Annotated in this window: 22 protein-coding genes; 17 read left to right on the top strand and 5 right to left on the bottom strand. The window is 70.1% G+C overall.

Annotation, left to right across the window (positions count from 1 at the left end):
* The first annotated feature begins 6 nt into the window (after positions 1 to 6).
* From ABD289_RS13100 to ABD289_RS13080, 5 genes are all read left to right on the top strand, one after another.
* Positions 7 to 1,032 carry a uroporphyrinogen decarboxylase/cobalamine-independent methonine synthase family protein gene (locus tag ABD289_RS13100; RefSeq protein ID WP_344130912.1) on the top strand — a complete coding sequence of 342 codons (1,026 nt, stop codon included), beginning with the start codon at positions 7 to 9 and terminating at the stop codon, positions 1,030 to 1,032.
* Positions 1,033 to 1,183: 151 nt separating this feature from the next.
* Entirely contained in the window at positions 1,184 to 2,173 is a 990-nt protein-coding gene (locus ABD289_RS13095) for a DUF6461 domain-containing protein (protein ID WP_344130909.1), read from the top strand.
* 51 nt (positions 2,174 to 2,224) lie between these two features.
* Positions 2,225 to 2,878, top strand: coding sequence for a hypothetical protein (locus tag ABD289_RS13090; RefSeq protein WP_344130906.1), 654 nt, complete (start codon positions 2,225 to 2,227; stop codon positions 2,876 to 2,878).
* A gap of 43 nt (positions 2,879 to 2,921) precedes the next feature.
* Entirely contained in the window at positions 2,922 to 5,111 is a 2,190-nt protein-coding gene (gene ligA, locus ABD289_RS13085; RefSeq protein ID WP_425564670.1) for an NAD-dependent DNA ligase LigA, read from the top strand.
* Positions 5,112 to 5,150: 39 nt separating this feature from the next.
* Entirely contained in the window at positions 5,151 to 5,636 is a 486-nt protein-coding gene (locus ABD289_RS13080; RefSeq protein ID WP_344130903.1) for a GNAT family N-acetyltransferase, read from the top strand.
* A gap of 7 nt (positions 5,637 to 5,643) precedes the next feature.
* Here the strand turns inward: ABD289_RS13080 and ABD289_RS13075 are convergent, their stop codons facing one another.
* Positions 5,644 to 6,297 (bottom strand): ACT domain-containing protein, encoded by a 654-nt coding sequence (locus tag ABD289_RS13075; RefSeq protein ID WP_344132028.1) that lies wholly within the window; start codon positions 6,295 to 6,297, stop codon positions 5,644 to 5,646.
* A 318-nt stretch (positions 6,298 to 6,615) separates the two neighbouring features.
* Between ABD289_RS13075 and gatC the strand changes: the two genes are divergently transcribed.
* From gatC to ABD289_RS13050, 5 genes are all read left to right on the top strand, one after another.
* Positions 6,616 to 6,915, top strand: coding sequence for an Asp-tRNA(Asn)/Glu-tRNA(Gln) amidotransferase subunit GatC (gene gatC, locus ABD289_RS13070; protein WP_344130900.1), 300 nt, complete (start codon positions 6,616 to 6,618; stop codon positions 6,913 to 6,915).
* Positions 6,915 to 8,453, top strand: coding sequence for an Asp-tRNA(Asn)/Glu-tRNA(Gln) amidotransferase subunit GatA (gatA, locus tag ABD289_RS13065; RefSeq protein ID WP_344130897.1), 1,539 nt, complete (start codon positions 6,915 to 6,917; stop codon positions 8,451 to 8,453). Before gatC ends, gatA begins: the two co-directional genes overlap by 1 nt.
* Positions 8,453 to 8,650: a hypothetical protein gene (locus tag ABD289_RS13060; RefSeq protein WP_344130894.1), complete on the top strand. Its 198-nt coding sequence runs from the start codon at positions 8,453 to 8,455 to the stop codon at positions 8,648 to 8,650. Before gatA ends, ABD289_RS13060 begins: the two co-directional genes overlap by 1 nt.
* Positions 8,647 to 10,152, top strand: a complete 1,506-nt coding sequence (gatB, locus tag ABD289_RS13055; RefSeq protein ID WP_344130891.1) for an Asp-tRNA(Asn)/Glu-tRNA(Gln) amidotransferase subunit GatB — start codon at positions 8,647 to 8,649, stop codon at positions 10,150 to 10,152. Before ABD289_RS13060 ends, gatB begins: the two co-directional genes overlap by 4 nt.
* A gap of 242 nt (positions 10,153 to 10,394) precedes the next feature.
* Complete coding sequence (locus ABD289_RS13050; RefSeq protein ID WP_344130888.1) at positions 10,395 to 10,826, top strand: hypothetical protein; 432 nt, start codon at positions 10,395 to 10,397, stop codon at positions 10,824 to 10,826.
* Between the two features lie 42 nt (positions 10,827 to 10,868).
* On the opposite strand, the gene ABD289_RS13045 is transcribed toward ABD289_RS13050, so the two are convergent.
* Together ABD289_RS13045 and ABD289_RS13040 are read right to left on the bottom strand one after the other, a co-directional pair.
* Positions 10,869 to 12,020 carry a PQQ-dependent sugar dehydrogenase gene (locus tag ABD289_RS13045; RefSeq protein WP_344130884.1) on the bottom strand — a complete coding sequence of 384 codons (1,152 nt, stop codon included), beginning with the start codon at positions 12,018 to 12,020 and terminating at the stop codon, positions 10,869 to 10,871.
* Between the two features lie 89 nt (positions 12,021 to 12,109).
* Positions 12,110 to 13,075, bottom strand: a complete 966-nt coding sequence (locus ABD289_RS13040) for an alpha/beta fold hydrolase (protein WP_344130881.1) — start codon at positions 13,073 to 13,075, stop codon at positions 12,110 to 12,112.
* 110 nt (positions 13,076 to 13,185) lie between these two features.
* Here ABD289_RS13040 and ABD289_RS13035 point away from each other — a divergent pair, with 110 nt between their 5' ends.
* Positions 13,186 to 13,944: a DoxX family protein gene (locus ABD289_RS13035; RefSeq protein ID WP_344130878.1), complete on the top strand. Its 759-nt coding sequence runs from the start codon at positions 13,186 to 13,188 to the stop codon at positions 13,942 to 13,944.
* A gap of 194 nt (positions 13,945 to 14,138) precedes the next feature.
* Here ABD289_RS13035 and ilvD read toward each other — a convergent pair whose 3' ends face one another.
* Positions 14,139 to 15,983, bottom strand: a complete 1,845-nt coding sequence (gene ilvD, locus ABD289_RS13030; protein WP_344130875.1) for a dihydroxy-acid dehydratase — start codon at positions 15,981 to 15,983, stop codon at positions 14,139 to 14,141.
* A 178-nt stretch (positions 15,984 to 16,161) separates the two neighbouring features.
* Complete coding sequence (locus ABD289_RS13025; protein ID WP_344130872.1) at positions 16,162 to 16,614, bottom strand: PH domain-containing protein; 453 nt, start codon at positions 16,612 to 16,614, stop codon at positions 16,162 to 16,164.
* Positions 16,615 to 17,078: 464 nt separating this feature from the next.
* Between ABD289_RS13025 and ABD289_RS13020 the strand changes: the two genes are divergently transcribed.
* The 6 genes from ABD289_RS13020 (at position 17,079) to ABD289_RS12995 (ending at position 24,130) form a co-directional block, all read left to right on the top strand.
* A complete protein-coding gene (locus ABD289_RS13020; RefSeq protein ID WP_425564669.1) occupies positions 17,079 to 18,824 on the top strand; it encodes an acetolactate synthase large subunit in 1,746 nt (581 codons plus the stop codon).
* An 8-nt stretch (positions 18,825 to 18,832) separates the two neighbouring features.
* Entirely contained in the window at positions 18,833 to 19,339 is a 507-nt protein-coding gene (ilvN, locus tag ABD289_RS13015) for an acetolactate synthase small subunit (protein WP_344130866.1), read from the top strand.
* Between the two features lie 92 nt (positions 19,340 to 19,431).
* Positions 19,432 to 20,427: a ketol-acid reductoisomerase gene (ilvC, locus tag ABD289_RS13010; RefSeq protein WP_344130863.1), complete on the top strand. Its 996-nt coding sequence runs from the start codon at positions 19,432 to 19,434 to the stop codon at positions 20,425 to 20,427.
* Positions 20,428 to 20,675: 248 nt separating this feature from the next.
* Positions 20,676 to 20,921 (top strand): DUF397 domain-containing protein, encoded by a 246-nt coding sequence (locus ABD289_RS13005; RefSeq protein ID WP_344130860.1) that lies wholly within the window; start codon positions 20,676 to 20,678, stop codon positions 20,919 to 20,921.
* Positions 20,922 to 21,209: 288 nt separating this feature from the next.
* Positions 21,210 to 22,805 (top strand): phosphoglycerate dehydrogenase, encoded by a 1,596-nt coding sequence (serA, locus tag ABD289_RS13000; protein WP_344130857.1) that lies wholly within the window; start codon positions 21,210 to 21,212, stop codon positions 22,803 to 22,805.
* Positions 22,806 to 23,086: 281 nt separating this feature from the next.
* Positions 23,087 to 24,130: a 3-isopropylmalate dehydrogenase gene (locus ABD289_RS12995; protein ID WP_344130854.1), complete on the top strand. Its 1,044-nt coding sequence runs from the start codon at positions 23,087 to 23,089 to the stop codon at positions 24,128 to 24,130.
* Positions 24,131 to 24,300: the final 170 nt, after the last annotated feature.

The following is a 24,300-nucleotide window of genomic DNA, read 5'->3' as shown; positions in this document are numbered from 1 at the left end:
GTCGCGATGAGTGACACACCTTGGGGTCCCAGGATCGCCACCGCCATCGGGTCCATGCCGGGCACCGACCCGGTGGAGGCAGCGCGCACGGTCGTCGGCGAACTGCCGAGATTGATGCCGGTTCCGGAACTGCCCGCGCGCGGGGTGGGGGCCGACATCCTGGGTCGCACGGCGGGGATGCTGGTCGATCTCGCCGTGGAGGTCGTGCCGTCCGGCTACCGGGTGGCCGGGCACCCCGGGATGGATCACCGGCGAGCCGTGGACCTGCTGCGGTGGGATCTCGACGCGCTGGAGCAGGCCGCGAGCGAAGCGGGTCCGCCCGACGTGGTGAAGGTCCAGGCGGCCGGGCCGTGGACGCTCGCCGCGGGCGTCGAGCTCGCGCGCGGCCACCGGGTGCTCACCGATAGCGGCGCGCTGCGCGATTTCACGGAATCGCTGACCGAAGGGCTCATCGCGCACGCCGAGCACGTCGCCGAGCGCTCCGGAGCTCGGGTCGTGGTGCAGCTCGACGAGCCGACCCTGCCCGCCGTCCTGCGGGGGTCGCTTCCCACGCCGTCCGGTTACGGCGCTGTTCCGGCCGTGCCGGAACCCGACGCGCAGCGGCTGCTCGGCGAGGTCGTCGAGCGGCTCTCCGGGGCCGTCGGATCGCCGGTCATCGCGCACTGCTGCGACCTCCGCCCGCCGGTCGAGCTGCTGCGCAAGGCGGGTTTCGGTGCGTTCTCGCTGGATGCCACCGGGCTCGGCGAGATCACCGGCCAGTTCGCCGACGAACTCGGGGAAGCCTGGGAGGAAGGCCTGTCGCTGTTCCTCGGGCTCGTGCCCAGCACCAAGACCGAAGCCGAGCTCAAGGGCCTGGCGCAGCCCGCCTTCGATCTCGCCTCCCGGCTGGGATTCGGCAAGCGGACCCTCGCCCAGCAGGCGGTTCCGACTCCCACCTGCGGTCTCGCCGGGGCAAGTCCCGGCTGGGCGCGCCGAGCCATCTCGCTGTCCAACGACCTGGCGGAGCTCTTCGCCGACGCGGCCGAGGTGTAGCCGGACGCGCACCTCCGGTGATCGACCCGTTCGCCGGAGGTGTGGTGGAATCCGCTGCGACCCGGCGGATTTAGAGTGCCTCGCGATATCACTCGGGTGTATTTCGCCGAAACGGCGGTGTCCGGCGTAACGCGTTGGTAGGAAGGCTGCTGTGGGGAGTTACTGCATTGCTGAGCTCGAGCGCGCCGGGTGGGTCCGCGAAAGCACCCTCCGCGACGCGGCGTGCCTGAGCCTCGTTCGGGGAACCGATCTCGGCGGCGTCGCCGAGGCGTTCGGGGCCGTGACCACCCACGGTCGTCCGCTGGACATCGACGAGTTCTGCGAGGAGGCCTTCGCTTACCAGGAGAAGCACCCGATGATCGCGTTGCGGCAGATCGGGGACTGGGTGCTGGTCGTCGAGGACTCCGGCGATCAGGGCATCCGGCCGGAGGTGCTGCGCCGCGCCGGGGATCCCGAGGCCGTGACGCTGTACTGGAACGAGTACGCGCAGACCCGCTTCGCGCACACCACCGGCGGGGTCGTGCGGACCACGTTCGCAGCGGCGCTGCCCGACTTCCGGGAGGGCACCGATCCCGACGGGCTCGAAGGGCTGCGCGCGGGCCTGCCCTGGTGCGAGGCCGACCCGGTCTCGGTGATGACCGCGCTGGCGGGGCGGCTCACCGGCCTGGCCTCCGGCCCGGACTGGTTGTCCGGCGAGTTCGTGACCTTCCCGGTCGCCCCGTGGCCCGACGACCTGGTGCCGGTCGCCCTGGACGACGTGGAGGGCTATCCGGCCGAGCTGCTGCGCGCGGTGCACAGCAGCGCCGAGCACGACCGGCGGTCGCTGGTGCGCATGTTGGCCCGGCACGTGGCCGCGGCCGGGGACTGCCTCGACCTGCCCGTCGTCCAGCGCCTGGTCACCGGGGTCAAACCGGCCTGCGGCGAGGTCGATCAGACCGTGCGCGAGCTCGTCTGGCACGGCATTTGGAAAGCACCGGCCAGCAGCGACCGCAACCGGGTGCGGGCGATCCAGGTGTTGCGCCACGCGATGCACGCCGACAGCCGAGTCGCCGTGACCGGGATCCTGGCCGAGGCGCCGCGCGTGCGCGGTGTGCGAGCGCCGGAGATCACCGAGCTCGTCCGGGGCGAGCTGCTCGCCTGAGAATTCCGCACATCGGCCCGTGCGCGGTGCGGACCGGGCACAATGGGCGGCATGTTCAAGTTCCTCCGCCGCCGGGAAGCCCCGGCCGAACCCGTCGATGTGCAGGCCGAGGCGAAGGCCCGTGCCGAGGTGTTCTGGCGGCGCTGGGACGACCTGCTGCCGGAGATCGCCGGTGCGCTCGGCGACAGCGCTCCGGAACGCATCGAGAGCCTCGTCGCCGACGCGCTGGCCGAGGTGCACCCGGACCTGACCTTCGCCATCGAGCACGGGGAGCAGGCCGTCTACGCGCTGGTGATCAGCAGCCAGGCCGATCCAGAGCTGCGGCCCTACACCGACGCCTGGATGGCTGCCGCGCCACCGGCCGATACTTTGTGGGAGTACCACGACTCGGTGCCGCCGGTGCCGGATCCGACCGAGGTCACCGTGAACCTCCGCGGTGAGAAGTACCCGCTGGAACAGGTTCGGGTCGTCGCCCAGGTGGCCGAGGACGAGGGGCTGGTCGACGTGGCCGTCTACCACCCGGGTTTCGCCGCGCTCGACGAGAACGCCCGCCGGGCGCTGACCTTCCTGCCGCTGGACGCCACCCTCGGCGAGCGGCTCGCCGCCGATCGGATCGGCCGGGTGGAGACCGCCGAGCGGGAGCCCGAGAGCTCCATCGGCCTGCTGGAACTGCGCGAGCTGGTCCGCGAGCTCGACGCGCGGTGAGCCGCTGCGCGCCGTTGTCCGACCCGCTCGCTAGTCTCGGGGTGTGACCAGCAGCGACGTAGCCGGCCGCGACGCCGACGAGTTCAACACCGCCGACTCCGAGACCGAAGGCGTGCCCGCCGATGCCGCTGCGGGCGGCAGCGCGGAGGGCATCGAGGACGTGCCCGCCGAGGTGCGCGAGCGCTATGCGGAGCTGGCCGAGGAAGTCCGCGGCCACCAGTTCCGCTACTACGTGCTCGACTCGCCGACGATCTCCGACGGCGAGTTCGACGAGCTGTTCACCAGCCTGCAGCGGATGGAGGACGAACACCCCGCGCTGCGGGCGCCCGACTCGCCGACGCAGGTGGTCGGCGGCACGTTCTCCACCGCGTTCGAGCCGGTGGCTCATCTCGAGCGGATGCTGAGCCTGGACAACGCTTTCGACACCGAGGAGCTGCAGGCCTGGGCCGATCGCGTCGAGAAGGAGGTCGGCGGCGGTGCCGACTACCTGTGCGAGCTCAAGATCGACGGGCTGGCGATCAACCTGCTCTACCGGGACGGTCACCTCGAGCGCGCGCTGACCCGCGGCGACGGCCGCACGGGTGAGGACGTCACGTTCAACGTGCGCACGATGCGCGACGTGCCGGAACGGCTCACCGGCACCGACGAGTACCCGGTTCCCGGACTGGTGGAGGTCCGCGGCGAGGTGTTCTTCCGCGTCGACGAGTTCGCCGAGCTCAACGCGGGCCTGGTCGACGCGGGCAAGGAGCCGTTCGCCAACCCCCGCAACGCCGCGGCCGGTTCGCTGCGGCAGAAGGACCCGCGCATCAGCCGGACCCGGCCACTGCGGCTGATCTGCCACGGGCTGGGCCGCCGGGAGGGGTTCGAGCCCGCGCGCCAGTCGGAGTCCTACGCCGCGCTCAAGGCCTGGGGACTGCCGGTCTCCGGCCACACCCGGGTGTTGTCCACGGTCGATGAGCTGGTCGGGCACATCGAGTACTGGGGCAAGAACCGCGAGTCCGCCGAGCACGAGATCGACGGCATCGTGATCAAGGTCGACGACGTGTCGATGCAGCGACGCCTCGGCGCGACCTCCCGCGCGCCGCGGTGGGCCATCGCCTACAAGTACCCGCCGGAGCAGGCCACCACGCGGTTGCTCAGCATCGAGGTCAACGTGGGCCGCACCGGCCGGGTCACCCCCTACGCCGTGATGGAGCCGGTCAAGGTCGCCGGCACCACGGTGGAGATGGCCACCCTGCACAACGCCGACGAGGTTCGGCGCAAGGGCGTGCTCATCGGCGATCGGGTCGTGATCCGCAAGGCGGGCGAGATCATTCCCGAGGTCCTCGGCCCGGTGGTCGACGTGCGCACCGGTGAGGAGCGCGAGTTCGTCATGCCCGCCACGTGCCCGGAGTGCGGGGCGGTCCTGGCGCAGCAGAAGGAGGGCGACGTCGATCTGCGCTGCCCCAACGCCCAGGGCTGCCCGGGCCAGCGGCGCGAGCGCCTGTTCTACCTGGCCAGCCGCAAGGTGCTGGACATCGACGCGCTCGGTGCCGAGGGCGTGGCGGCGCTGCTCGAGGCCGGGGTGGTCGGCGACGAGGGCGACCTGTTCGACCTCGACGAGGCGAAGCTGCTCCAGACCTCCCTCTACACCACCAAGGAGGGAAACCTCTCGGTCAACGGTTCCAAGCTGCTGACCAACTTGGAGGCCGCCAAGGACAAGCCGTTGTGGCGGGTGCTGGTCGGGTTGTCCATCCGGCACGTCGGGCCGACGGCCGCGCAGGCGCTGGCTCGCGAGTTCGGCTCGCTGGAGCGCATCGAGGAGGCTTCCGAGGAGGAGATCGCCGCCGCCGACGGGGTGGGGCCGACCATCGCCACCGCGGTGCGCGAGTGGTTCGCGGTGGACTGGCACCGCGAGATCGTGCGCAAGTGGCGCGAGGCCGGGGTGCGGATGGCCGACGAACGCGACGAGTCCATCCCGCGCACCCTAGAGGGCATGTCCATCGTGGTCACCGGTTCGCTGCAGCAGTTCTCCCGGGACGAGGCCAAGGAATCGATCATGGCCCGCGGTGGCAGGGCCGCGGGTTCGGTGTCGAAGAAGACCTCGTTCGTGGTCGTCGGCGATGCTCCGGGATCCAAGTACGACAAGGCGATGCAGCTGAACGTCCCGGTGCTGGACGAGGACGGTTTCCGGGTGCTGCTGTCCGACGGTCCGGAGACGGCCGTCGAGCACGCGCTGCCCGCGGAGGAATGACGCTTCGTACCGTCGGTGCGGGCTGGCAGGATCGCCGTCATGACAACGATTCGTCCGGCCCGCCCGGCTGAGTACCCGGTCATCGGGGAGATCGCGGCCAACGCCTACGCGGAAGCGGGCAACCTGCCCGCGGACGGCTCCTACGGCCCCGTGCTGCGCGATGCCGCCGATCGCGCCGACAAGGCCGAACTTCTGGTGGCCCTCGACGGCGACAAGCCGGTCGGCACCGTGACCGTGGTGCGCCCGGACGAGCCCTACGCGGAGATCTGCCGGCCGGGCGAGCTGGAGTTCCGGATGCTCGCGGTGGCTCCGCAGGCCGCGGGCGGAGGTGTCGGGCGGCGGCTCGTCGAGGCCGTGTTCGACCGCGCCCGCGCCGAAGAACGCGGGCGGGTCGTGCTGTGCGTGCAGGACAGCGCCGAGGTGCCGCGGCAGCTCTACCACCGCCTGGGATTCCAGCGGCTTCCGGAGCGGGACTGGTCGCCGAAGGCCGACATCCGGTTGCTGGCCTACTACCTCGAGCTGTGAGCGGTCGTCAGCCGTCCAGGACGACCGCGACGATGCCCGCGAGGTGAGCGAGGCGGGCGAGCTCGGCGGTGCGGAACTTGGGGCCGCCGGGGCGTCCGGCGAGCAGTACCCGGTCGGGCTTGCCGATGGGGGTGGCGGCCAGTTCGGTGCCCAGTTCCTTCCAGGTGTCGGGCACCCACTCCTCGTCGCCGTCCAGGATCGCCGCGCGCGGCAGCGGCAGCCACGGCAGCTCCAGGTAGCCCTCCTGCGGGGCCGAGGTGCTGGCGGCCAACTGCTCGGCACCGCCGGAGCGGTGTCCGAACACGATCGCCCACCCCGATCGGATGATCTTCGGGACGCCTTCGGCGAAGATCTGCTGCCCGCGACCCGGTTCGGCGGCGATCTCCTCGACCAGCTCCAGCTCGCGGTGGGTGTCCAGCACGCCCGCGTACGGGCGCACGGCGTCGACCTCGACGCCGTCGATCGACTCGGCAGCGGTGATCAGCACATCCGGCGGGCGTCCCGAAGGCAGCTCCACGACCAGGTCGTCGATGGCCATGTTGCCGACCCGTTCGATCACGACCACGCTGAGGATGTCGGCGCCGATCTCACCGAGCGCGCTCGCCACCGACCCGAGATTGCCGGGTCGATCCGGTATCTGCACCCGGACGAGGAAGGACACCGGACTCAACGCCTCCAGTTTCGTGCGCGACACCTTGCCGGCCACGCGTTTCCCAGGCGCACCGGCCGCGCTCCAGGCGGCGGCTCGGGCGAGGAACCAACCGTCGAAATTGTGTCAGACGCTTCGTAGTCGCTCTGCTACAGCCGTCCGCGCAGTGGAACGACCAGCGGATCCGCCGGGTTACCGATCGTGGCGTCGCTCACCGGCGACGCGCCCGACTGCGGTCCTGGTCGCAGGCCTGCCCCCCGACCGGCCGGTCAGGCGGCCGCCATAGACTGAGACGTACCTGAAACCGGACATGACCAGGGAGCCTTCGCAGTGTCCAAGATCTCCCGCGACGAGGTCGCACACCTCGCCGGCCTGGCGCGGCTGGCCGTCACCGAGGCCGAGCTCGACACCTTCGCAGGCCAGCTCGACCAGATCCTCGATGCGGTGGCGAAGGTGGGGCAGGTCGCTGCGGACGACATTCCCCCGACATCGCACGCCGTTCCGGTGACCAACGTTTTCCGTGACGACGAGGTCCGCCAGGGCCTCACGCGCGAGCAGGCGCTCGCTGGCGCGCCTGCGGCCGAAGAAGACCGGTTCCGCGTGCCGCGGATCCTGAGCGAGGAGGCCTGATGAGCTCGACCGAGAACAGCGGTGGCCTGACCGGGCTGACCGCCTCCGAACTCGCCGCCAAGCTGGCGGCGGGCGAGGTCACGTCGGTCGAGGCGACCCAGGCCCACCTGGACCGCATCGCCGACGTCGACCCCCGGATCAACGCGTTCCTGCACGTCGACGCCGAGGGCGCGCTGGAGGCGGCGCGCCAGGCCGACGCCGACCGGGCCGCGGGCACGCCCGCCTCGCCGCTTGCCGGTGTGCCGCTGGCCCTCAAGGACGTGCTGGCAACCTCCGACATGCCCACCACCGTCGGGTCCAAGATGCTCGAGGGCTGGGTCCCGCCGTACGACTCCACGGTGACGCAGCGCTTGCGCGACGCCGGGGTGGTCGTGCTGGGCAAGACGAACATGGACGAGTTCGCGATGGGCTCGTCGACCGAGAACTCCGCCTACGGTCCGACCCGCAACCCGTGGGACATCGAGCGGATCCCGGGCGGCTCCGGCGGTGGCTCCTCGGCCGCGCTGGCCGCGTTCGAGGCGCCGCTGGCCATCGGCACCGACACCGGCGGCTCGATCCGTCAGCCCGGTGCGGTGACCGGCACGGTCGGCGTCAAGCCCACCTACGGCGGGGTGTCCCGCTACGGCCTGGTCGCGTTCTCCTCGTCGCTGGACCAGCCGGGACCGTGCGCCCGCACGGTGCTGGACGCGGCGATGCTGCACGAGGTCATCGCCGGCCACGACCCGATGGACTCCACCTCGATCGACCAGCCGATCCCGCAGGTCATCGAGGCCGCCAAGCAGGGCGCCAACGGCGACCTCACCGGTGTGAAGGTCGGCGTGGTCCGCGAGCTCTCCGGTGACGGCTACCAGCCGGGCGTGCAGCGCTCCTTCGACGCGGCCGTCGAGCAGCTGTCCAAGCTGGGCGCGGAAGTCGTCGAGGTCTCCTGCCCGAACTTCGACTACGCGATGCCCGCCTACTACCTGATCGCGCCGAGCGAGGCCTCCTCGAACCTGGCCCGCTTCGACGCCATGCGCTACGGCCTGCGCGTCGGCGACGACGGCGAGCGCAGCGCCGAAGAGGTCATGTCGATGACCCGCGAGGCCGGTTTCGGCCCGGAGGTCAAGCGCCGCATCATGCTCGGCACCTACGCGCTTTCCTCCGGCTACTACGACGCCTACTACGGCCAGGCGCAGAAGGTGCGGACGCTGATCACCCGGGACTTCGCCGCCGCCTTCTCCGAGGTCGACGTGCTGGTTTCGCCGACGACTCCGACCACCGCGTTCAAGATCGGTGAGCGGGTCGACGACCCGATGGCGATGTACCTCGCCGACCTGTGCACGATCCCGTCGAACCTGGCGGGCAACGCCGCCATGAGCCTGCCCAGCGGCCTGTCCGATGAGGACGGTCTGCCGGTGGGGCTGCAGATCATGGCGCCCGCGATGGCCGACGACCGGCTCTACCGGGTCGGAGCCGCCTACGAGTCCGCGCGCGACGCGGACCAGGGCGGTTCGTTGCTCAACCGCGTTCCCCACCTCGCTGCCCAGGAGGTCGCGTGATGAACCCCAAGTTGAAGGCCGTGTTCCAGCTCGCCTCCGTGGTCTCGGCGGCGTTCGGGCTCAAGCAGAGCATCAAGTCGGCCCGCGAGAAGAACGACAAGCTCGAGCTGGCCGACGCGATCATCACCGCGCTCGGCCTGGTCACCGGCACCGCCCTGGCGGTGCGTGCGCTGCGCAAGGGGAGTGACGACCAGTGACCGCAGTCGCGGAGACCATGGACTTCGACGAGGTCCTCGAGAAGTTCGATCCGGTCCTAGGCCTCGAGGTGCACGTCGAGCTCTCCACCAACACCAAGATGTTCTGCGGCTGCGCCAACGCGTTCGGCGCCGAGCCGAACACCCAGGTCTGCCCGGTGTGCCTGGGCCTGCCGGGTGCGCTGCCGGTGGTCAACGGCAAGGCGGTCGAGTCCGCGATCCGGATCGGTCTGGCGCTGAACTGCCAGGTCGCGGAGTGGTGCCGGTTCGCCCGGAAGAACTACTTCTACCCGGACATGCCGAAGAACTTCCAGACCTCGCAGTACGACGAGCCGATCGTGCACGACGGTTACCTCGACGTCGTGCTCGACGACGGTGAGACCTTCCGAGTCGAGATCGAGCGCGCGCACATGGAGGAGGACACCGGCAAGTCGCTGCACCGCGGTGGCGCTACCGGCCGCATCCACGGCGCGGACCACTCGCTGCTGGACTACAACCGGGCGGGCGTGCCGCTGATCGAGATCGTCACCAAGCCGATCACCGGTGCGGGCGAGCGCGCCCCGGAGGTCGCCCGCGCCTACGTCACCGCGCTGCGGGACCTGCTGCGCGCGCTGGGCGTCTCCGACGTGCGGATGGACCAGGGCTCGCTGCGCTGCGACGCGAACGTTTCGCTGATGGCCAAGGGCACCGCCGAGTTCGGCACTCGCACCGAGACCAAGAACGTCAACTCGTTGCGCAGCGTGGAGCGCGCGGTGCGCTTCGAGATGCAGCGGCACGCCGCGGTGCTGACCTCCGGCGGGGAGATCCGGCAGGAGACCCGGCACTTCGACGAGTCCACCGGTTCCACCGCGGCCGGCCGCAAGAAGGAGACCTCGGAGGACTACCGGTACTTCCCGGAGCCCGATCTGGTCCCGATCGCGCCGTCGCGCGAGTGGGTCGAGGAGCTGTCCAAGACCCTGCCGGAGATGCCCTGGGAGCGTCGCAGGCGCGCCCAGGAGGACTGGGGACTGTCCGACGAGGAGCTGCGCGACCTGGTCAACGCCGGTGCGCTGGAGCTCATCGCCGAGACGGTGGACGCCGGTGCCACGCCGGACGAGGCCCGGTCCTGGTGGGTGGCCTACCTGTCGCAGCAGGCCAACACCCGCGGTGTGGAGCTGGCCGACCTGGCGATCTCGCCCGAGCAGATCGCCCGCGTCGCCGCGCTGGTGACCGAGGGCAAGCTGACCAACAAGCTGGCCCGGCAGGTCGTCGACGGCGTGCTCGAGGGCGAGGGCGAGCCCGACGAGGTCGTCGCCGCCCGTGGTCTGGAGGTCGTCTCGGACGACTCCGAGCTGCAGAAGGCCATCGACGAGGCGCTGGCCGCCCAGCCGGACGTGGCGGAGAAGATCCGCGGCGGGAAGGTCCAGGCGGCCGGTGCCGTGGTGGGTGCCGTCATGAAGGCCACCAAGGGCCAGGCCGACGCCAAGCGCGTCCGCGAGCTCGTGCTGGCGGCCTGCGGCCAGTAGGAACGTTCGAAAAGGCCTCCTTCCAGCTCGGAAGGAGGCCTTTTCGCGCTTCGGGTGACAGGAAGGTTCCCTTCGCCGCGCTGACAGGAAGGTTCCCTTGCTCACCGCGGTGCGGCGTCTGCAGTCGAGCCGCCCGGGTCTTTCGCCTCTGCCCGCTCGCGCCGAGGTGGTGCACGCTGGGCGCGTCGCGGAGGTGTCGCGCGAAGTGCCGATTCCTGGGGGCGAGGATCATGGTGCGCACGGTGGGGATGGTTACCGCGTTCATCGGTGCATCCGCAGTCTCGGCGTGCGGGTGGTTCGCTACCTACGAGGTGCGGCCGTCGGAGCCGGTGCCGCCGCCCCCGGCTCCGAGCACGGTGACCGAGACGGTGCCGCAGCCGCCCGCGGCAGGACCCGTGGCACCGGGGACGACGCCGGCCGGTCCGTCGGGCTGCTTCGCCGGGTACTTGACCGAGAAGTCCAGCGTGCAGCTGTGCGCGGAGTCGGGGCAGGTCTACTACTACGGCAGCAGTCAGGCCGGGACGATCGTGCTGCCCGCCTACCAGGTCGGCGCCGGTACCTATCAGACGGAGAGCAACGACGGCTACGTCTACACGATCAGTCCCGAACAGCTGGTGATCACTCGGGATGGTGCGGTGGTGGCCGAGCAGCCGGTCCTCAGCGCCGGGTACTGAGCGGGCTCGGTCGCCCTCGCGCTGACAGGAAGGTTCCCCTGCTCAGTCCTTGCCCGCGGCGCCACCGGTCGGGGGCTCGATGCGCAGCACGCGGTCGTCGCTGGAGATGGGGCTACCGCCGTCCTTGTTCGTGGTGCCCAGCCAGACCAGGCCGTCCGGGGCCAGCGTCGCGGCGGAGAAGCGGCCGAAGGAGTCCTCCATGACCTTGCTGGGCTGGCCGGTGAACGTGCCGTCCGGGGTGGGGTTGAGCGTGTAGAGGGCGGCTGCGTCGCGCAGCGAGACGACCACCGTGCCGGGGTCGGCCGCGCAGCCGGAGGCTCCCGGGCTGTCCGACCAGCTCCAGGCGGGAGCGTCGATGGGTTCGCCGGGGCGCACGCGGTAGAGCACGTCCCGTCCGCCGTTGCGGTCGGTTACCCAGAACGTTTGGTTCTCCGGGGAGCCGCACAGCCCGCTCGGGTCTGCGAGCCCCGCGGCAACGATCGGTGATCCGGGCGTCGGGTTGCCCTGGGCCGGTTTCCCGAAGCCGTCGATGCGCAGGACCTTGCCCGCCAGCGAGTCCGGGGCGGCGGCCTGCGCCGGGTCGCCCGCGTTGCCGGTGGCCACCAGCAGCGCGCCCCGGCCGTCGTCGAACAGCGCGCCCGCGTTGCCGCTGGGGCCGTGCGGGATGCCGGTCAGCACGGGCTTCGGGGTGTCTCCCTCCGCGATCCGCACCACCTGGTTCTGCCCGCCGGTGCTGGCGTAGGCGTAGAACAGCTGGTCCTCGGCGTAGGAGGGCGACAGCGCGAGCCCGGTCAGCCCGCCACCGCCGGACGGGTCGACCGGGATCCGGGCGACTTCGACGGGTTCCGCGCCCTGCCGCACTCGCAGCACGCGGCCGGTCGCGCGCTCGGCGACCAGGGCGCTCTGCCCGTCGGGAAGCACCGCGATCGCGCCGATCGGGTCGAGGCAGGTCGCCACCACGGCCGGGTTCGGGTCCTGGCATCCCACGACCTGCGCGGGCCCCGGTTGTTGCGGCTCCTTGGACTCGGGGGTGGGCATCGAGCCCTCGATCTCGGGCTGCGGGCCGGCCTGCGGCGTCAGCGAGGGCTGTTCGGACCACTTCCTGGGGTGCTCGTCCGGGAACTGCGCGCACCCGGCCACCAGTGCGCCGAGCGCGGTCATCGCGCTCAGCCGGAGCAATCCGGAACGACCCATACCCACACCCCGACCTTAACGACAGCGCGGTGAACGCGGGGTGAGCCGGTGACATCTCGCCCGTCGGCCGGGCCGCCTGCGCGCTCCGTTCACTCGGGCGGGTGCGGCGTTCTGCGGCGGTCCGGCCGGGCGGGAACGGCGATCCGGATTCGCGGGATCGGCGGTGGTGGCGGTTCGAGCCCGAGGCGGGCGCAGTCGACCGCGCGGGTTCGGCGGCGGAGGAGGTCGAGCTCCGCCCGGACCTCGTCCGGGGCCTCGAAGGGGATGAGGTGCGTGGACTCCAGGAAGCGGATCCGGGCCTGGGGGAGCGCGGCCACCGCTCGGGCCAGCGAGCGCGGTTCGGCCAGGAAGTCGTAGCGCCCGGCGAGGAGGGTGACCGGGCAGGTGAGCCCGGCGAGACCTTCGCGCGTCCTGGAACTCCAGGCCAGCGCCATCTCGGCGTGGCCGAGCCAGTCGACCTGGACCAGGCGGGCCAACGCCGCCGCGGTGGCGGCGCGGTTCCCGTCGTCCGGGAGGAGGCCGACGCGTTCCATCCACCGGACGGGGAGTTCCGAGGTCGGGAGCTGTGCGGTGAGGGATCCCAGCAGGCTGCCCGCGAGGCGCAGCGAGGTGGCGCCGCCGGAGGCGAGCAGGCGACGCGCCCCTGCCGGGATCCCGCAGGTCTGCAGGAGCAGTTCGAGGCCCGAGGTCGGAGGTCCGGCCAGCAGGAGCAGTCCGCGGATGCGGTCCGGGTAGCGGCGGGCCAGTTCGACGGCCACTCCCGTGCCGCCGGACCACGCGGTGACCACGCATTCCCGAACGCCTGCTTCGTCGAGCGCCGAGAGCGCGTCCGCGACGTGGTCCTCGGTGGTGAAATTGCGCCGCGGCGACCAATCGATGAGCCGCGCCGAACAATCGACCGGCAGCAATTCCGCGGCGGAGACCAGTTCCGGACACATCAGCACCGCTTGCTCCGCGCGAGCCCCGGCGTGCGCGGGAACTCCGCCGACGAGCTGCCCATCAGCGGAAACATCGGAGTCGGGTGAACTCGACGCGACGAACACGTGGCCTTCCATCCCGTCATTTTCCACGAGTTCGTGACTTCGGGTATCAAACGAATCACGCCTCGGGAAGGTTCAACGGAAAGCCTCGCACGATGGGGTGATATGCCTTAGCCTCCAGCGGCGTGAAGACTCACGACGATCGCCCTGGCGGTGCGGGCGGCTACCCCGACGATCGCAACTACGGTGCGCACGCGCAGCGACCGCGGGCGCGCGGTGCCGCGGGTCCCACGTCCAGCACCCAGGGTCCCGGCGCGACATTCAACAACTACTACGACGAAGACCACGACTACACCGATGCCGGCGCGGCGACCGCGCTGGTCGACGGCCCCGGTGGTGACTCCGGCTACCACGACGAGATCGTGGAGAAGCACCGGAAGACGTTCTCCTGGAACGCCGGAACCGACCTCGGCTTGCTGCTGCTGCGGTTCGCGCTCGGCGCGATCTTCCTGCTGCACGGCGCGCAGAAGCTCTTCGGCGCTTTCGGCGGTCCCGGACCGGACGGCTTCGCCCAGAACCTGAGCAAGATGGGCTTCGAGCAGAGCGCGGCCTTGGCGCTGGTCACCGGTGGCACCGAGCTCGGCGCGGGCGCGCTGCTGGTGCTGGGACTGTTCACCCCGGCCGCTGCGGCAGGCGTGCTCGGCGTGATGGCCAGCGCGGTGTTCGTCCGGCAGGGCGCGGGCTTCTTCAACGCCGACGGCGGATTCGAGTTCGAGGCCACGCTCGGGGCGATGGGGCTGGCCCTGCTGTTCACCGGCCCGGGGCGCGTGGCCCTGGACTACGGGCGGGTGTGGTTCCGCCGCCCGCTGGGATTCGGCTTCTTCTTCCTGCTCGTCGCCGCGGGTGCGACGGCCGCGACGATCGTGCTGTTCTACCGCCCCTGACCGGTCGCAGAGCTCGTGCTTGGCGGCCGAAAACGGTGCGCGACAACGAGATCGGGCCCCGCTTCCAATGTGGAGCGGGGCCCGATCTGGTAGCGGGTGCTCGCGTGGCCGCTCAAGTCGCGGATCCCGGAGCCCGACGGCGTCTGAGGTTCCGCTTCCGGCATCGCCACGCGAACCCAGACCGAAACGTCTTCCTACTTGTTCAGGTCGCGAACGGCTCCGTAGGAGGCCGAGGTCGCCAGCCTGGCGTAGGCGCGCAGCGCGGTGCTGACCTTGCGCTCGCGGTCCACCGGCTGCCACGGGTGCTCGCTGGAGTCCATCTTGGCCCTGCGCTCGGCGAGCACCTCCTCGTCGACCAGCAGCTCGAGCCTGCGTTCGTGCACGTCGATGAGGATCTGGTCGCCGGTCTCGACCAGGCCGATCGTGCCGCCCGCGGCGGCCTCCGGCGAGATGTGCCCGACCGACAGACCCGAGGAACCGCCGGAGAACCGGCCGTCGGTGATCAGCGCGCACTTCTTGCCGAGGCCGGACCCCTTCAGGAAGGCCGTGGGGTGCAGCATCTCCTGCATTCCCGGGCCGCCCGCCGGGCCCTCGTAGCGGATCACCAGAACCTCGCCGGGCTGGATCTCCTTCTTCAGGATCGCCGAGACGGCCTGCTCCTGGCTCTCCAGCACGCGGGCCGGGCCCTGGAAGTGCCAGAGCTCCTCGTCGATGCCCGCGGCCTTGATCACCGCGCCTTCCTCGGCGAGGTTGCCCTTGAGCACCGCCAGCCCGCCGTCGGAGGTGTAGGCGTGCTCGACGGAGTGGATGCAGCCGTTCTCGGCATCGGTGTCCAGCGAGGACCAGCGGTTCTCGGTGGAGAACGCCTGCGTGGTGCGCACTCCGCCCGGTGCGGCGCGGAACAGTTCCAGCGCCTTCTCGGAGGGCGATTCGCCGCGGATGTCCCAGGCGGACAGCCACTCGGTCAGGCTCGCGCTGTGCACCGAGGAGACGTCGCGGTGCAGCAGATCGGCGCGGTCCAGCTCGCCCATGATCGCGGAGATGCCTCCTGCGCGGTGCACGTCCTCCATGTGGAAGTCCGAGTTCGGCGCGACCTTGGACAGGCAGGGAACCCGCTTGCTGGTCTCGGCGATGTCGTCGAGATCGAAGTCGATCTCGCCCTCCTGCGCGGCGGCGAGGGTGTGCAGCACCGTGTTGGTGGAACCGCCCATCGCCATGTCCAGCGCCATGGCGTTCTGGAAGGCCTTCTTGTTGGCCACCGAGCGCGGCAGCACCGACTCGTCGTCCTCGGCGTAGTAGCGCTTGGCGATGTTGACCACGGTGCGGCCAGCGTTCTGGAAGAGCTCGCGGCGGGCGGCGTGGGTGGCCAGGGTCGAACCGTTGCCCGGCAGTGCCAGCCCCAGCGCCTCGGTCAGGCAGTTCATCGAGTTCGCGGTGAACATGCCCGAGCAGGAACCGCAGGTCGGGCAGGCCGAGCGCTCCACCTCGGTGAGCCCGGCCTCGTCGACCTCGGAGTTGGCCGAAGCGGCGATGGTGGTGATCAGGTCGGTCGGAGCCTGCGCGACGCCGTCCACGACCACGGCCTTGCCCGCTTCCATCGGCCCGCCGGAGACGAACACCGTGGGGACGTTGAGCCGCATCGCGGCGTTGAGCATCCCCGGGGTGATCTTGTCGCAGTTGGAGATGCACACCAGCGCGTCGGCCTGGTGCGCGTTGACCATGTACTCCACCGAGTCCGCGATGATCTCGCGCGAGGGCAGCGAGTAGAGCATGCCGCTGTGGCCCATCGCGATGCCGTCGTCGACGGCGATGGTGTGGAACTCGCGGGGCACGCCGCCGGCCTCCCGCACCGTCTCCGCCACGACGTCGCCGAGGTCGCGAAGGTGCACGTGGCCCGGCACGAACTGGGTGTAGGAGTTGGCGATGGCGACGATCGGCTTGCCGAAGTCGTCGTCGGTCATCCCGGTGGCGCGCCACAGCGAACGGGCGCCTGCGGCATTCCGTCCGTGTGTGGTGGTTCGGGAACGCAGCTGCGGCATAGTGACCTTCTTTAATGCTGAATCGAACTCGTCCTGCGCGGCGGTGCGGCGAGGAGAACCAGCGCGGCTTTCTGGCCGCGGGGATTCCGGTCATTGCCTCGTCGACGTGGTGGAGGCAGACACCCGGCGCCGCGGCCCCGGCGCCTTGTGGGCGCGGAGCGCGGCGCTGGCCCAGACATTACCCCTGGGTGGTGGGGTCGGTCAGCCGCCCGCCGCTGATCGCGGCCAGGTCGGGCAGGTCGCTCACCCGCACGGCGGGTAGCCGGATCTCCTTGCCGGAGGTCAGCACCGCCTTGACCCAGCGGTTCTTGCGCAACCGCAAGGAGGCCAGCTGGTCCCAGCCGAAGTCGGTGCCGCCGAGTGCGGTGCGCACCCGGACCCGCTCGGCGTCGACCGTGGTGCCGGTGCGCAGCACCCACCACCCGACGGCCACCGGGATCAGGTAGAGCAGCAACCAGGGGCCGCCCGCCATGGTGGCCATCGGCGTGACGAACATGATCAGCGCGGCGACGAACACCAGGTGCACGCGGGTGACGCGGAGGGTCAGCGTCCGCCGGTCGTCCGCCTGGTCCGCGGTGGTTTCGGTCGGCTCGGGTGCGCCCTGACCGGCCTCGGAAGATGTCTCGCTCACGAGTCGATGGTCTCACCCCGGCGAATCGGGTCTTCAACCTGTCCGCGAGGCGGGACGGCGGGGGCGGCGCGCGTCACACCATCCCGGAAGTGGTTCATGGGGACCCATCTGAACTGCGGAGACGACCTGGCCGGTGGTGTGCGTTCCTCCGAACGAGTGTCCATGATGCGAGACGATCGTCTCGGTATGTTTGACGCCGGTGCGGGCGTTGATTAACGTTCGAGCCATGCTGCGACTGAACGACATTCTCGTACTTCCCTGGCGCGTCGACGCCTAGGAAGTTCGCAGCGTCGACGCGCCAACCCTCGTGGGACCGCTATGTGGTCCGCGGGGGTTTTTTCGTGTCCAGCCCAACAACCGACCTTGAGGCAGACCCGATGACCAGCGCCAATACCAGGCAAAATCCGGTCCCGGCCCCTCCGCCGGGACGCCGACCCAAGCCTGCGCCGCCGAGCGGTGCCCCAGTGAAGATGACCGGCGCGCAGGCGCTGGTCCGCTCGCTGGAATCCGTGGGCTGCGAGGTTGTCTTCGGGATTCCGGGCGGCACCATCCTCCCGTCCTACGACCCACTGCTCGACTCCGAGAAGGTCCGGCACGTGCTGGTGCGTCACGAGCAGGGTGCCGGTCACGCAGCCACCGGATACGCCCAGGCCGCCGGCAAGGTCGGTGTCTGCATGGCGACCTCCGGGCCCGGCGCGACCAACCTCGTCACCGCGCTGGCCGACGCGCACATGGACTCGGTTCCGATCGTGGCCATCACCGGCCAGCAGTCCACCGGGCTGATCGGCACCGACGCCTTCCAGGAAGCCGACATCTGCGGCATCACGCTGCCGGTCACCAAGCACAACTTCCTGGTCACCGAGGCCGAGGACATCCCGCGCACGATCGCCGAGGCGTTCTACATCGCCAACAGCGGCAGGCCCGGCCCGGTGCTGGTCGACATCCCCAAGGACGTCCAGCAGGCGACGCTGTCGTTCTCCTGGCCGCCGGAGATGAAGCTGCCCGGCTACCGCCCGACCAGCAAGCCGCACGGCAAGCAGGTCCGCGAGGCCGCCAAGCTGATGGTCGAGGCCAAGCAGCCGGTGTTCTACGTCGGCGGCGGGGTGATCAAGGCCGAGGCGGAGGCCGAGCTCAAGCGGCTCGCCGAGCACACTGGCATTCCGGTGGTCACGACTCTGATGGCGCGCGGGGCGTTCCCGGATTCGCATCCGCAGCACCTGGGCATGCCGGGGATGCACGGGACGGTCTCGGCGGTGGCCGCCATGCAGCGCTCGGACCTGCTGATCGCGCTGGGCACCCGGTTCGACGACCGGGTCACCGGGCAGCTCTCGTCGTTCGCGCCGGACGCCAAGGTCGTGCACGCCGACATCGATCCGGCCGAGATCTCCAAGAACCGGCACGCCGACGTGCCGATCGTCGGTGACTGCAAGGACGTCATCAGCGAGCTGCTCGACGCCTACGACGTGGCCTCCGACGAGCAGGGAACCAGCGACCTCGGGCCGTGGTGGGAGTACCTGGACGACGCCCGCAGCCGCTTCCCGCTGGGCTACGCCGAGCCCGCGGACGGAACCCTGTCGCCGGAGTACGTCATCGAGCGCCTGGGCGCCATCGCCGGCCCGGAAGCCGTCTACGCCGCCGGCGTCGGGCAGCACCAGATGTGGGCCGCCCAGTTCATCAGCTACGAGAACCCGCGCACCTGGCTCAACTCCGGCGGGCTGGGGACCATGGGCTACGCGGTTCCGGCCGCGATGGGGGCCAAGGCCGGCGTTCCGGATCGCACGGTGTGGGCGATCGACGGCGACGGCTGCTTCCAGATGACCAACCAGGAGCTCGCCACCTGCGCGATCGAGAACATCCCCATCAAGGTCGCCGTCATCAACAACGGCAACCTGGGTATGGTCCGGCAGTGGCAGAACCTGTTTTACGCCGAGCGTTACTCACACAGTGACCTCGGCACCCACAAGCACCGCATCCCGGACTTCAAACTGCTCGCCGACGCCTACGGGTGCGCCGGTCTGCGGTGCGAGTCCAAGGAGGACGTCGACAGCGTCATCGAGCGGGCGATGGAGATCAACGACCGACCGGTCGTGATCGACTTCGTGGTGGGCAAGGACGCCCAGGTGTGGCCGATGGTGGCCGCCGGTACCAGCAACGACGAGATCATGGCGGCGCGCGGCATCCGCCCGCTTTTCGACGAGGACGAGGGGTGAGCGCGCCGATGACCCGACACACGCTCAGCGTGCTGGTGGAGAACGTCCCGGGGGTGCTGGCCCGGGTTTCCGGTCTGTTCTCGCGGCGCAGTTTCAACATCGAATCGCTCGCGGTCGGTCCGACCGAACATCCCGAGATCTCCCGGATGACCATCGTGGTCGCCGTCGGCGAGCAGCCGCTGGAACAGGTCACCAAGCAGCTCAACAAGCTGGTCAACGTGATCAAGATCGTGGAGCTGGAGTCCGACGCCTCGGTGCAGCGCGAGCTGCTGATGGTCAAGGTCCGCGCCGATTCCTCGGTGCGCAGCCAGGTGCTGGAGACCGTGCAGCTGTTCCGCGCGAAGGTGGTCGACGTCTCGCCGGAGGCGTTGACCATCGAGGCCACCGGAGACGTCGATAAGCTCGACGCGCTGCTGCGAATGCTGGAACCGTACGGCGTTCGCGAGATGGTGCAGTCGGGAACGATCGCGATCGGACGTGGCCCGCGTTCCATCACGGCCACCGCGGCGCGCTGACAACCGCCGAATCCCCGCCGCAGGGCCGATACCCCGCGGTTGCAGGCGTCGGCCGACAAACGAGCAAGTCCCGAAAGGAAAGCTGAAACACCATGGCACTCGAGATCTTCTACGACGCCGACGCCGATCTGGGCATCGTGCAGGGCCGCAAGGTCGCGATCATCGGCTACGGCAGCCAGGGGCACGCCCACGCGCTGAGCCTGCGCGACTCGGGCGTTGACGTCCGCATCGGTCTGCAGGAGGGCTCCAAGTCGCGGAGCAAGGCCGAGGAGGAGGGCCTGAAGGTCCTCACCCCGTCCGAGGCCGCGGCCGAGGCCGACCTGATCATGATCCTGGCGCCGGACACCAAGCAGCGCGACATCTACGCCAACGACATCGCGCCGAACCTCGAGCAGGGCGACGCGCTGTTCTTCGGGCACGGCTTCAACATCCGCTACGGTCTGATCCAGCCGCCGGCCGACGTGGACGTCGCGATGGTCGCCCCGAAGGGCCCGGGTCACCTGGTGCGCCGCCAGTTCGTCGACGGCAAGGGCGTGCCGTGCCTGATCGCGATGGAGCAGGACGCCTCCGGCAACGCCCAGGCGCTGGCGCTGTCCTACGCCGCCGCCATCGGTGGTGCCCGTGCCGGTGTCATCAAGACGACCTTCACCGAGGAGACCGAGACCGACCTGTTCGGTGAGCAGGCCGTGCTGTGCGGCGGCGCCAGCGCGCTGGTGCAGAACGGCTTCGAGGTGCTCGTCGAGGCCGGCTACCAGCCGGAGATCGCCTACTTCGAGGTGCTGCACGAGCTCAAGCTGATCGTCGACCTGATGTGGGAGGGCGGCATCGCCGGCCAGCGCTACTCCATCAGCGACACCGCCGAGTACGGCGACCTCACCCGCGGCCCGCGCGTGATCGACGAGCACGTCAAGGAGTCGATGCGCAAGATCCTGGCCGAGGTCCAGGACGGCACCTTCGCCAAGGAGTGGGTGGCCGAGGACGAGGGCGGCCGCCCGAACTTCAACAGGCTGCAGAACGCGGGCAACGACCACCAGATCGAAGAGGTCGGCAAGAAGCTGCGTGCCCTGATGTCGTGGACGGACAAGTAAGGAGTCGTTTCGGTGCGGGATTCGCGCGGCGGCGCCGGCTGAGTCCCGCACCGCGTGCGGCTACCGCCGCGTGCTGAAACAACTCCCGGGTCCGTACCCCGGTTAGCGATTTCGCCGAGGCCCGGTGATCGGTCTGTTCAAGGACCCATCACCGGGCCTCGCGTCGTGCCGCGGGGGTGGGTAGGTTCCCGCGCGGGCGGGTCTCCCACAACGGGAAATCGCTATGAGTGAGGGATACGGTACGTACTGTGAGTTCAGAGAACGAGATCGTCGACGACAAGGCGCACATCCGGGAAGAGCTGGACTTTTCCACCGCCGAGTGGATCACCAGCACCGACGAACCGGATGAGCCGGGCGTGGAGATCGCTTTCGTCGACGGCTACGTGGGAATGCGCAACGGGGCCGATCCGGCCGGGCCCGTCCTGGTCTTCACTCCTGAGGAGTGGGACGCGTTCGTGGCCGGGGCCAAGGATGGCGAATTCGACGAGCCGTAGCCGTCGCCGCCGCACATCCGGCCGCCGCACCGGAACGGGGCCGGTCGCACGGAAAGCGGCCCCGGCCCGGTGCGGCGTGGCGAGAATTCGCCCCGCCCGAGGGCGGCGAAGCCCCTGATCGGGGCGCTGATCTGGGGTGATGGGGACGGCACGGGGAGGAACGGATTCCGCCCGAATGGTGGTGATCCGGGCTACACCCTTGTGAACACGTTCTCAATCTCCCGTTAAACTTCCGACCGTCCGGGCACAACGTCGTGCCGATCGTGATCTTCCGCTTGGAGTTCGCCCGTGACCAATGCAAGCCGTCCTGTCGTCCTTCTCGCCGAGAAGCTGGCCCCGTCCGTGATCGACGCCCTTGGTGACGAGGTCGAGATCCGCAATGTGGACGGCACCGATCGGCCGGCGCTGCTCGAAGCCGTCGCCGACGCCGATGCGCTGCTGGTCCGTTCCGCAACCAAGGTCGATGCCGAGGTCCTCTCGGCGACCAAGAACCTGAAGGTCGTCGCCCGTGCCGGCGTGGGGCTCGACAACGTCGAGGTACCGGCCGCCACCGAGCGCGGCGTCATGGTGGTCAACGCACCCACCTCCAACATCGTCTCCGCCGCCGAGCACGCCATGGCGCTGCTGCTGGCGGTGTGCCGCAACGTCGCGCAGGCCGACGCCAGCCTCAAGGGCGGCGAGTGGAAGCGCAGCTCCTACACCGGCAGCGAGCTCAACGGCAAGACCGTCGGTGTGGTCGGTCTGGGCAAGATCGGTCAGCTGTTCGCCGCCCGCGTGGCCGCGTTCGGCACCAAGCTGATCGCCTACGACCCCTACATCTCCAAGGCCCGCGCCGCGCAGCTGGGCATCGAGCTGGTCTCGCTCGACGAGCTGCTCTCCCGCGCCGACGCGCTGTCGATCCACCTGCCCAAGACCGCCGAGACCCTGGGCCTCATCGGCGCCGAGGAGCTCAAGAAGGCCAAGCCGGGCCTGATCATCATCAACGCCGCGCGCGGTGGTCTGGTCGACGAGGACGCCCTGGTCGACGCGCTGCGCAACGGCACCATCGGTGGTGCGGGCGTCGACGTGTTTAAGACCGAGCCGATCACCGACAGCCCGCTGTTCTCGCTGGACAACGTCGTGGTCACCCCGCACCTCGGTGCCTCCACGGCGGAGGCCCAGGACCGCGCGGGCACCGACGTGGCCAAGTCGGTCCGCCTGGCGCTGGCTGGCGAGTTCGTCCCGGACGCGGTCAACGTCCAGGGCGGCGCCGTCGGCGAGGAGGTCCGCCCGTACCTGTCGCTGACCCAGAAGCTGGGCCAGACCCTGGCCGGGCTGCTGGGCCAGACGCCGAGCTCGGTGACCATCGAGGCCCGCGGCGAGCTGGCCGACGAGGACGTCTCGGTGCTGCAGCTGGCGGCCCTGCGCGGCGTGTTCTCCGGCGCGGTGGAAAGCCAGGTCACCTTCGTCAACGCTCCGCAGCTGGCCGAGGAGCTCGGCGTGCAGGTGGAGGTCAAGACCATCGCCGAGAGCCCGAACCACCGCAGCGTCGTCTCGCTGAAGGCGCACATGTCCGACGGCACGACCGCCGTGGTCTCCGGTGCGCTGTCCGGCCCGAACCTGGTCGAGAAGATCGTCGAGGTCAACGGCAGGCACTTCGACCTGCGGGCCGAGGGCAACGTGCTGCTGCTCGAGTACCCGGACCGTCCGGGCGTGATGGGCAAGGTGGGCACCCTGCTGGGCGAGGTCGGCGTGAACATCGACGCCGCCACGGTCAGCCAGACCACCGAGCGCTCGAACGCGATCATGCTGCTGCGCGTCGACCGCCCGGTCGAGCAGGGCGTGCTGGAGCCCATCGGGGCGGCCGTCGGCGCCACCATCGTTCGCACGGTCAGCTTCGAGTGACCGGGTGACCACCTGCGCGGCGGTATCGCTGAGTAGGTGCGGGCGGCGGTTTTGCCCGCTGCATAATTCGATCGAGTGAGTAAGGGGTCGTTCCGGTTTCTGGGACGGCCCCTTGTTCATACCGGACCCGAAGGGTTGTTCACCCGAATGGGGGTCCCACAGTCCGGGATTCATCATCCACTTGGTGGGCCCGGCGTGCCGAAGGTCGTGTGCGTGTAGGTAGCCTTCGGCTCAACAGTTTGAGCCCCGATGGAACGGGGTGATTCTCGGGAGGTGTGTAGATGCGGCTCGCAGTGATCCCCGGAGACGGGATCGGGCCGGAGGTGACATCCGAGGCGCTCAAGGTGCTCGGAGAGGTGGTTCCGGACACCGAGATCACTCGTTACGACCTAGGGGCCGCGCGCTGGCACTCGACCGGGGAGCTGCTTCCCGAGTCCGTGCTCGGCGAACTCCGCCAGCACGACGCGATCCTGCTCGGCGCCGTCGGTGACCCCTCGGTGCCCAGCGGCATCCTGGAGCGCGGCCTGCTGCTGCGGCTGCGCTTCGAGCTCGACCACCACGTCAACCTGCGCCCGGCGCGGCTGTACCCGGGCGTGAAGAGCCCGGTCGTCGAGCCCGGCGACGTCGACATGGTCGTGGTTCGCGAGGGGACCGAGGGGCTCTACGCGGGCAACGGCGGTCTGCTGCGCAAGGACACCACGCACGAGATCGCCACCGAGGTCAGCATCAACACCGCCTTCGGCGTGGAGCGGGTCGTGCGCGACGCGTTCGCCCGCGCCGCCGCGCGGCCGCGCAAGCACCTCACGCTGGTGCACAAGACCAACGTGCTCACGCACGCGGGCTCGTTGTGGTCGCGGGTCGTTGAAGAGGTCTCGCTGCAGTACCCGGACGTCACGGTGGCCTACCAGCACGTGGACGCCACCACGATCCACATGATCACCGACCCGAGCAGGTTCGACGTGATCGTCACCGACAATCTCTTCGGCGACATCATCACCGATCTCTGCGGTGCGGTCACCGGTGGAATCGGCCTGGCGGCCAGCGGCAACATCGACGCCACCCGCCGCAATCCGAGCATGTTCGAGCCGGTGCACGGCAGCGCCCCGGACATCGCCGGGCAGGGCGTGGCCGACCCGACGGCCGCGGTGCTGTCGATCGCGATGCTGCTCGACCACGTGGGCCTGGCCGAGGCCTCCAAGCGGGTCGAGGCCTCGGTGGCCTTCGACCTGGCCACCCGGGACCACTCGGCACCGGGGGCCACCTTCGCCATCGGCGACCGGCTCGCGGCGCTGGTCTCCTCGCGCGAGGTCGCCCCGCAGATCTGATACTGAAACGACCTGCCGAGCGATTCGTGCTCGCGAGGGCGTCTCCGCGCTGCGGAGGCGCCCTTCGCACTTCCGCATGGTGGGAACACCGTCGCGATCAGTGGACATCGCGGTGCGTTGTCGGCAGCATGGGTTTCGTGGCTTCTCGCAGGGTGATCATTATTGGCGAG

It is taken from the genome of Saccharopolyspora halophila (assembly GCF_039531955.1).
Classification (GTDB): domain Bacteria; phylum Actinomycetota; class Actinomycetes; order Mycobacteriales; family Pseudonocardiaceae; genus Saccharopolyspora; species Saccharopolyspora halophila.
The sequence above is the reverse complement of the archived record's forward strand: the minus strand, read 5'-3'. Positions and strand labels throughout refer to the sequence as shown.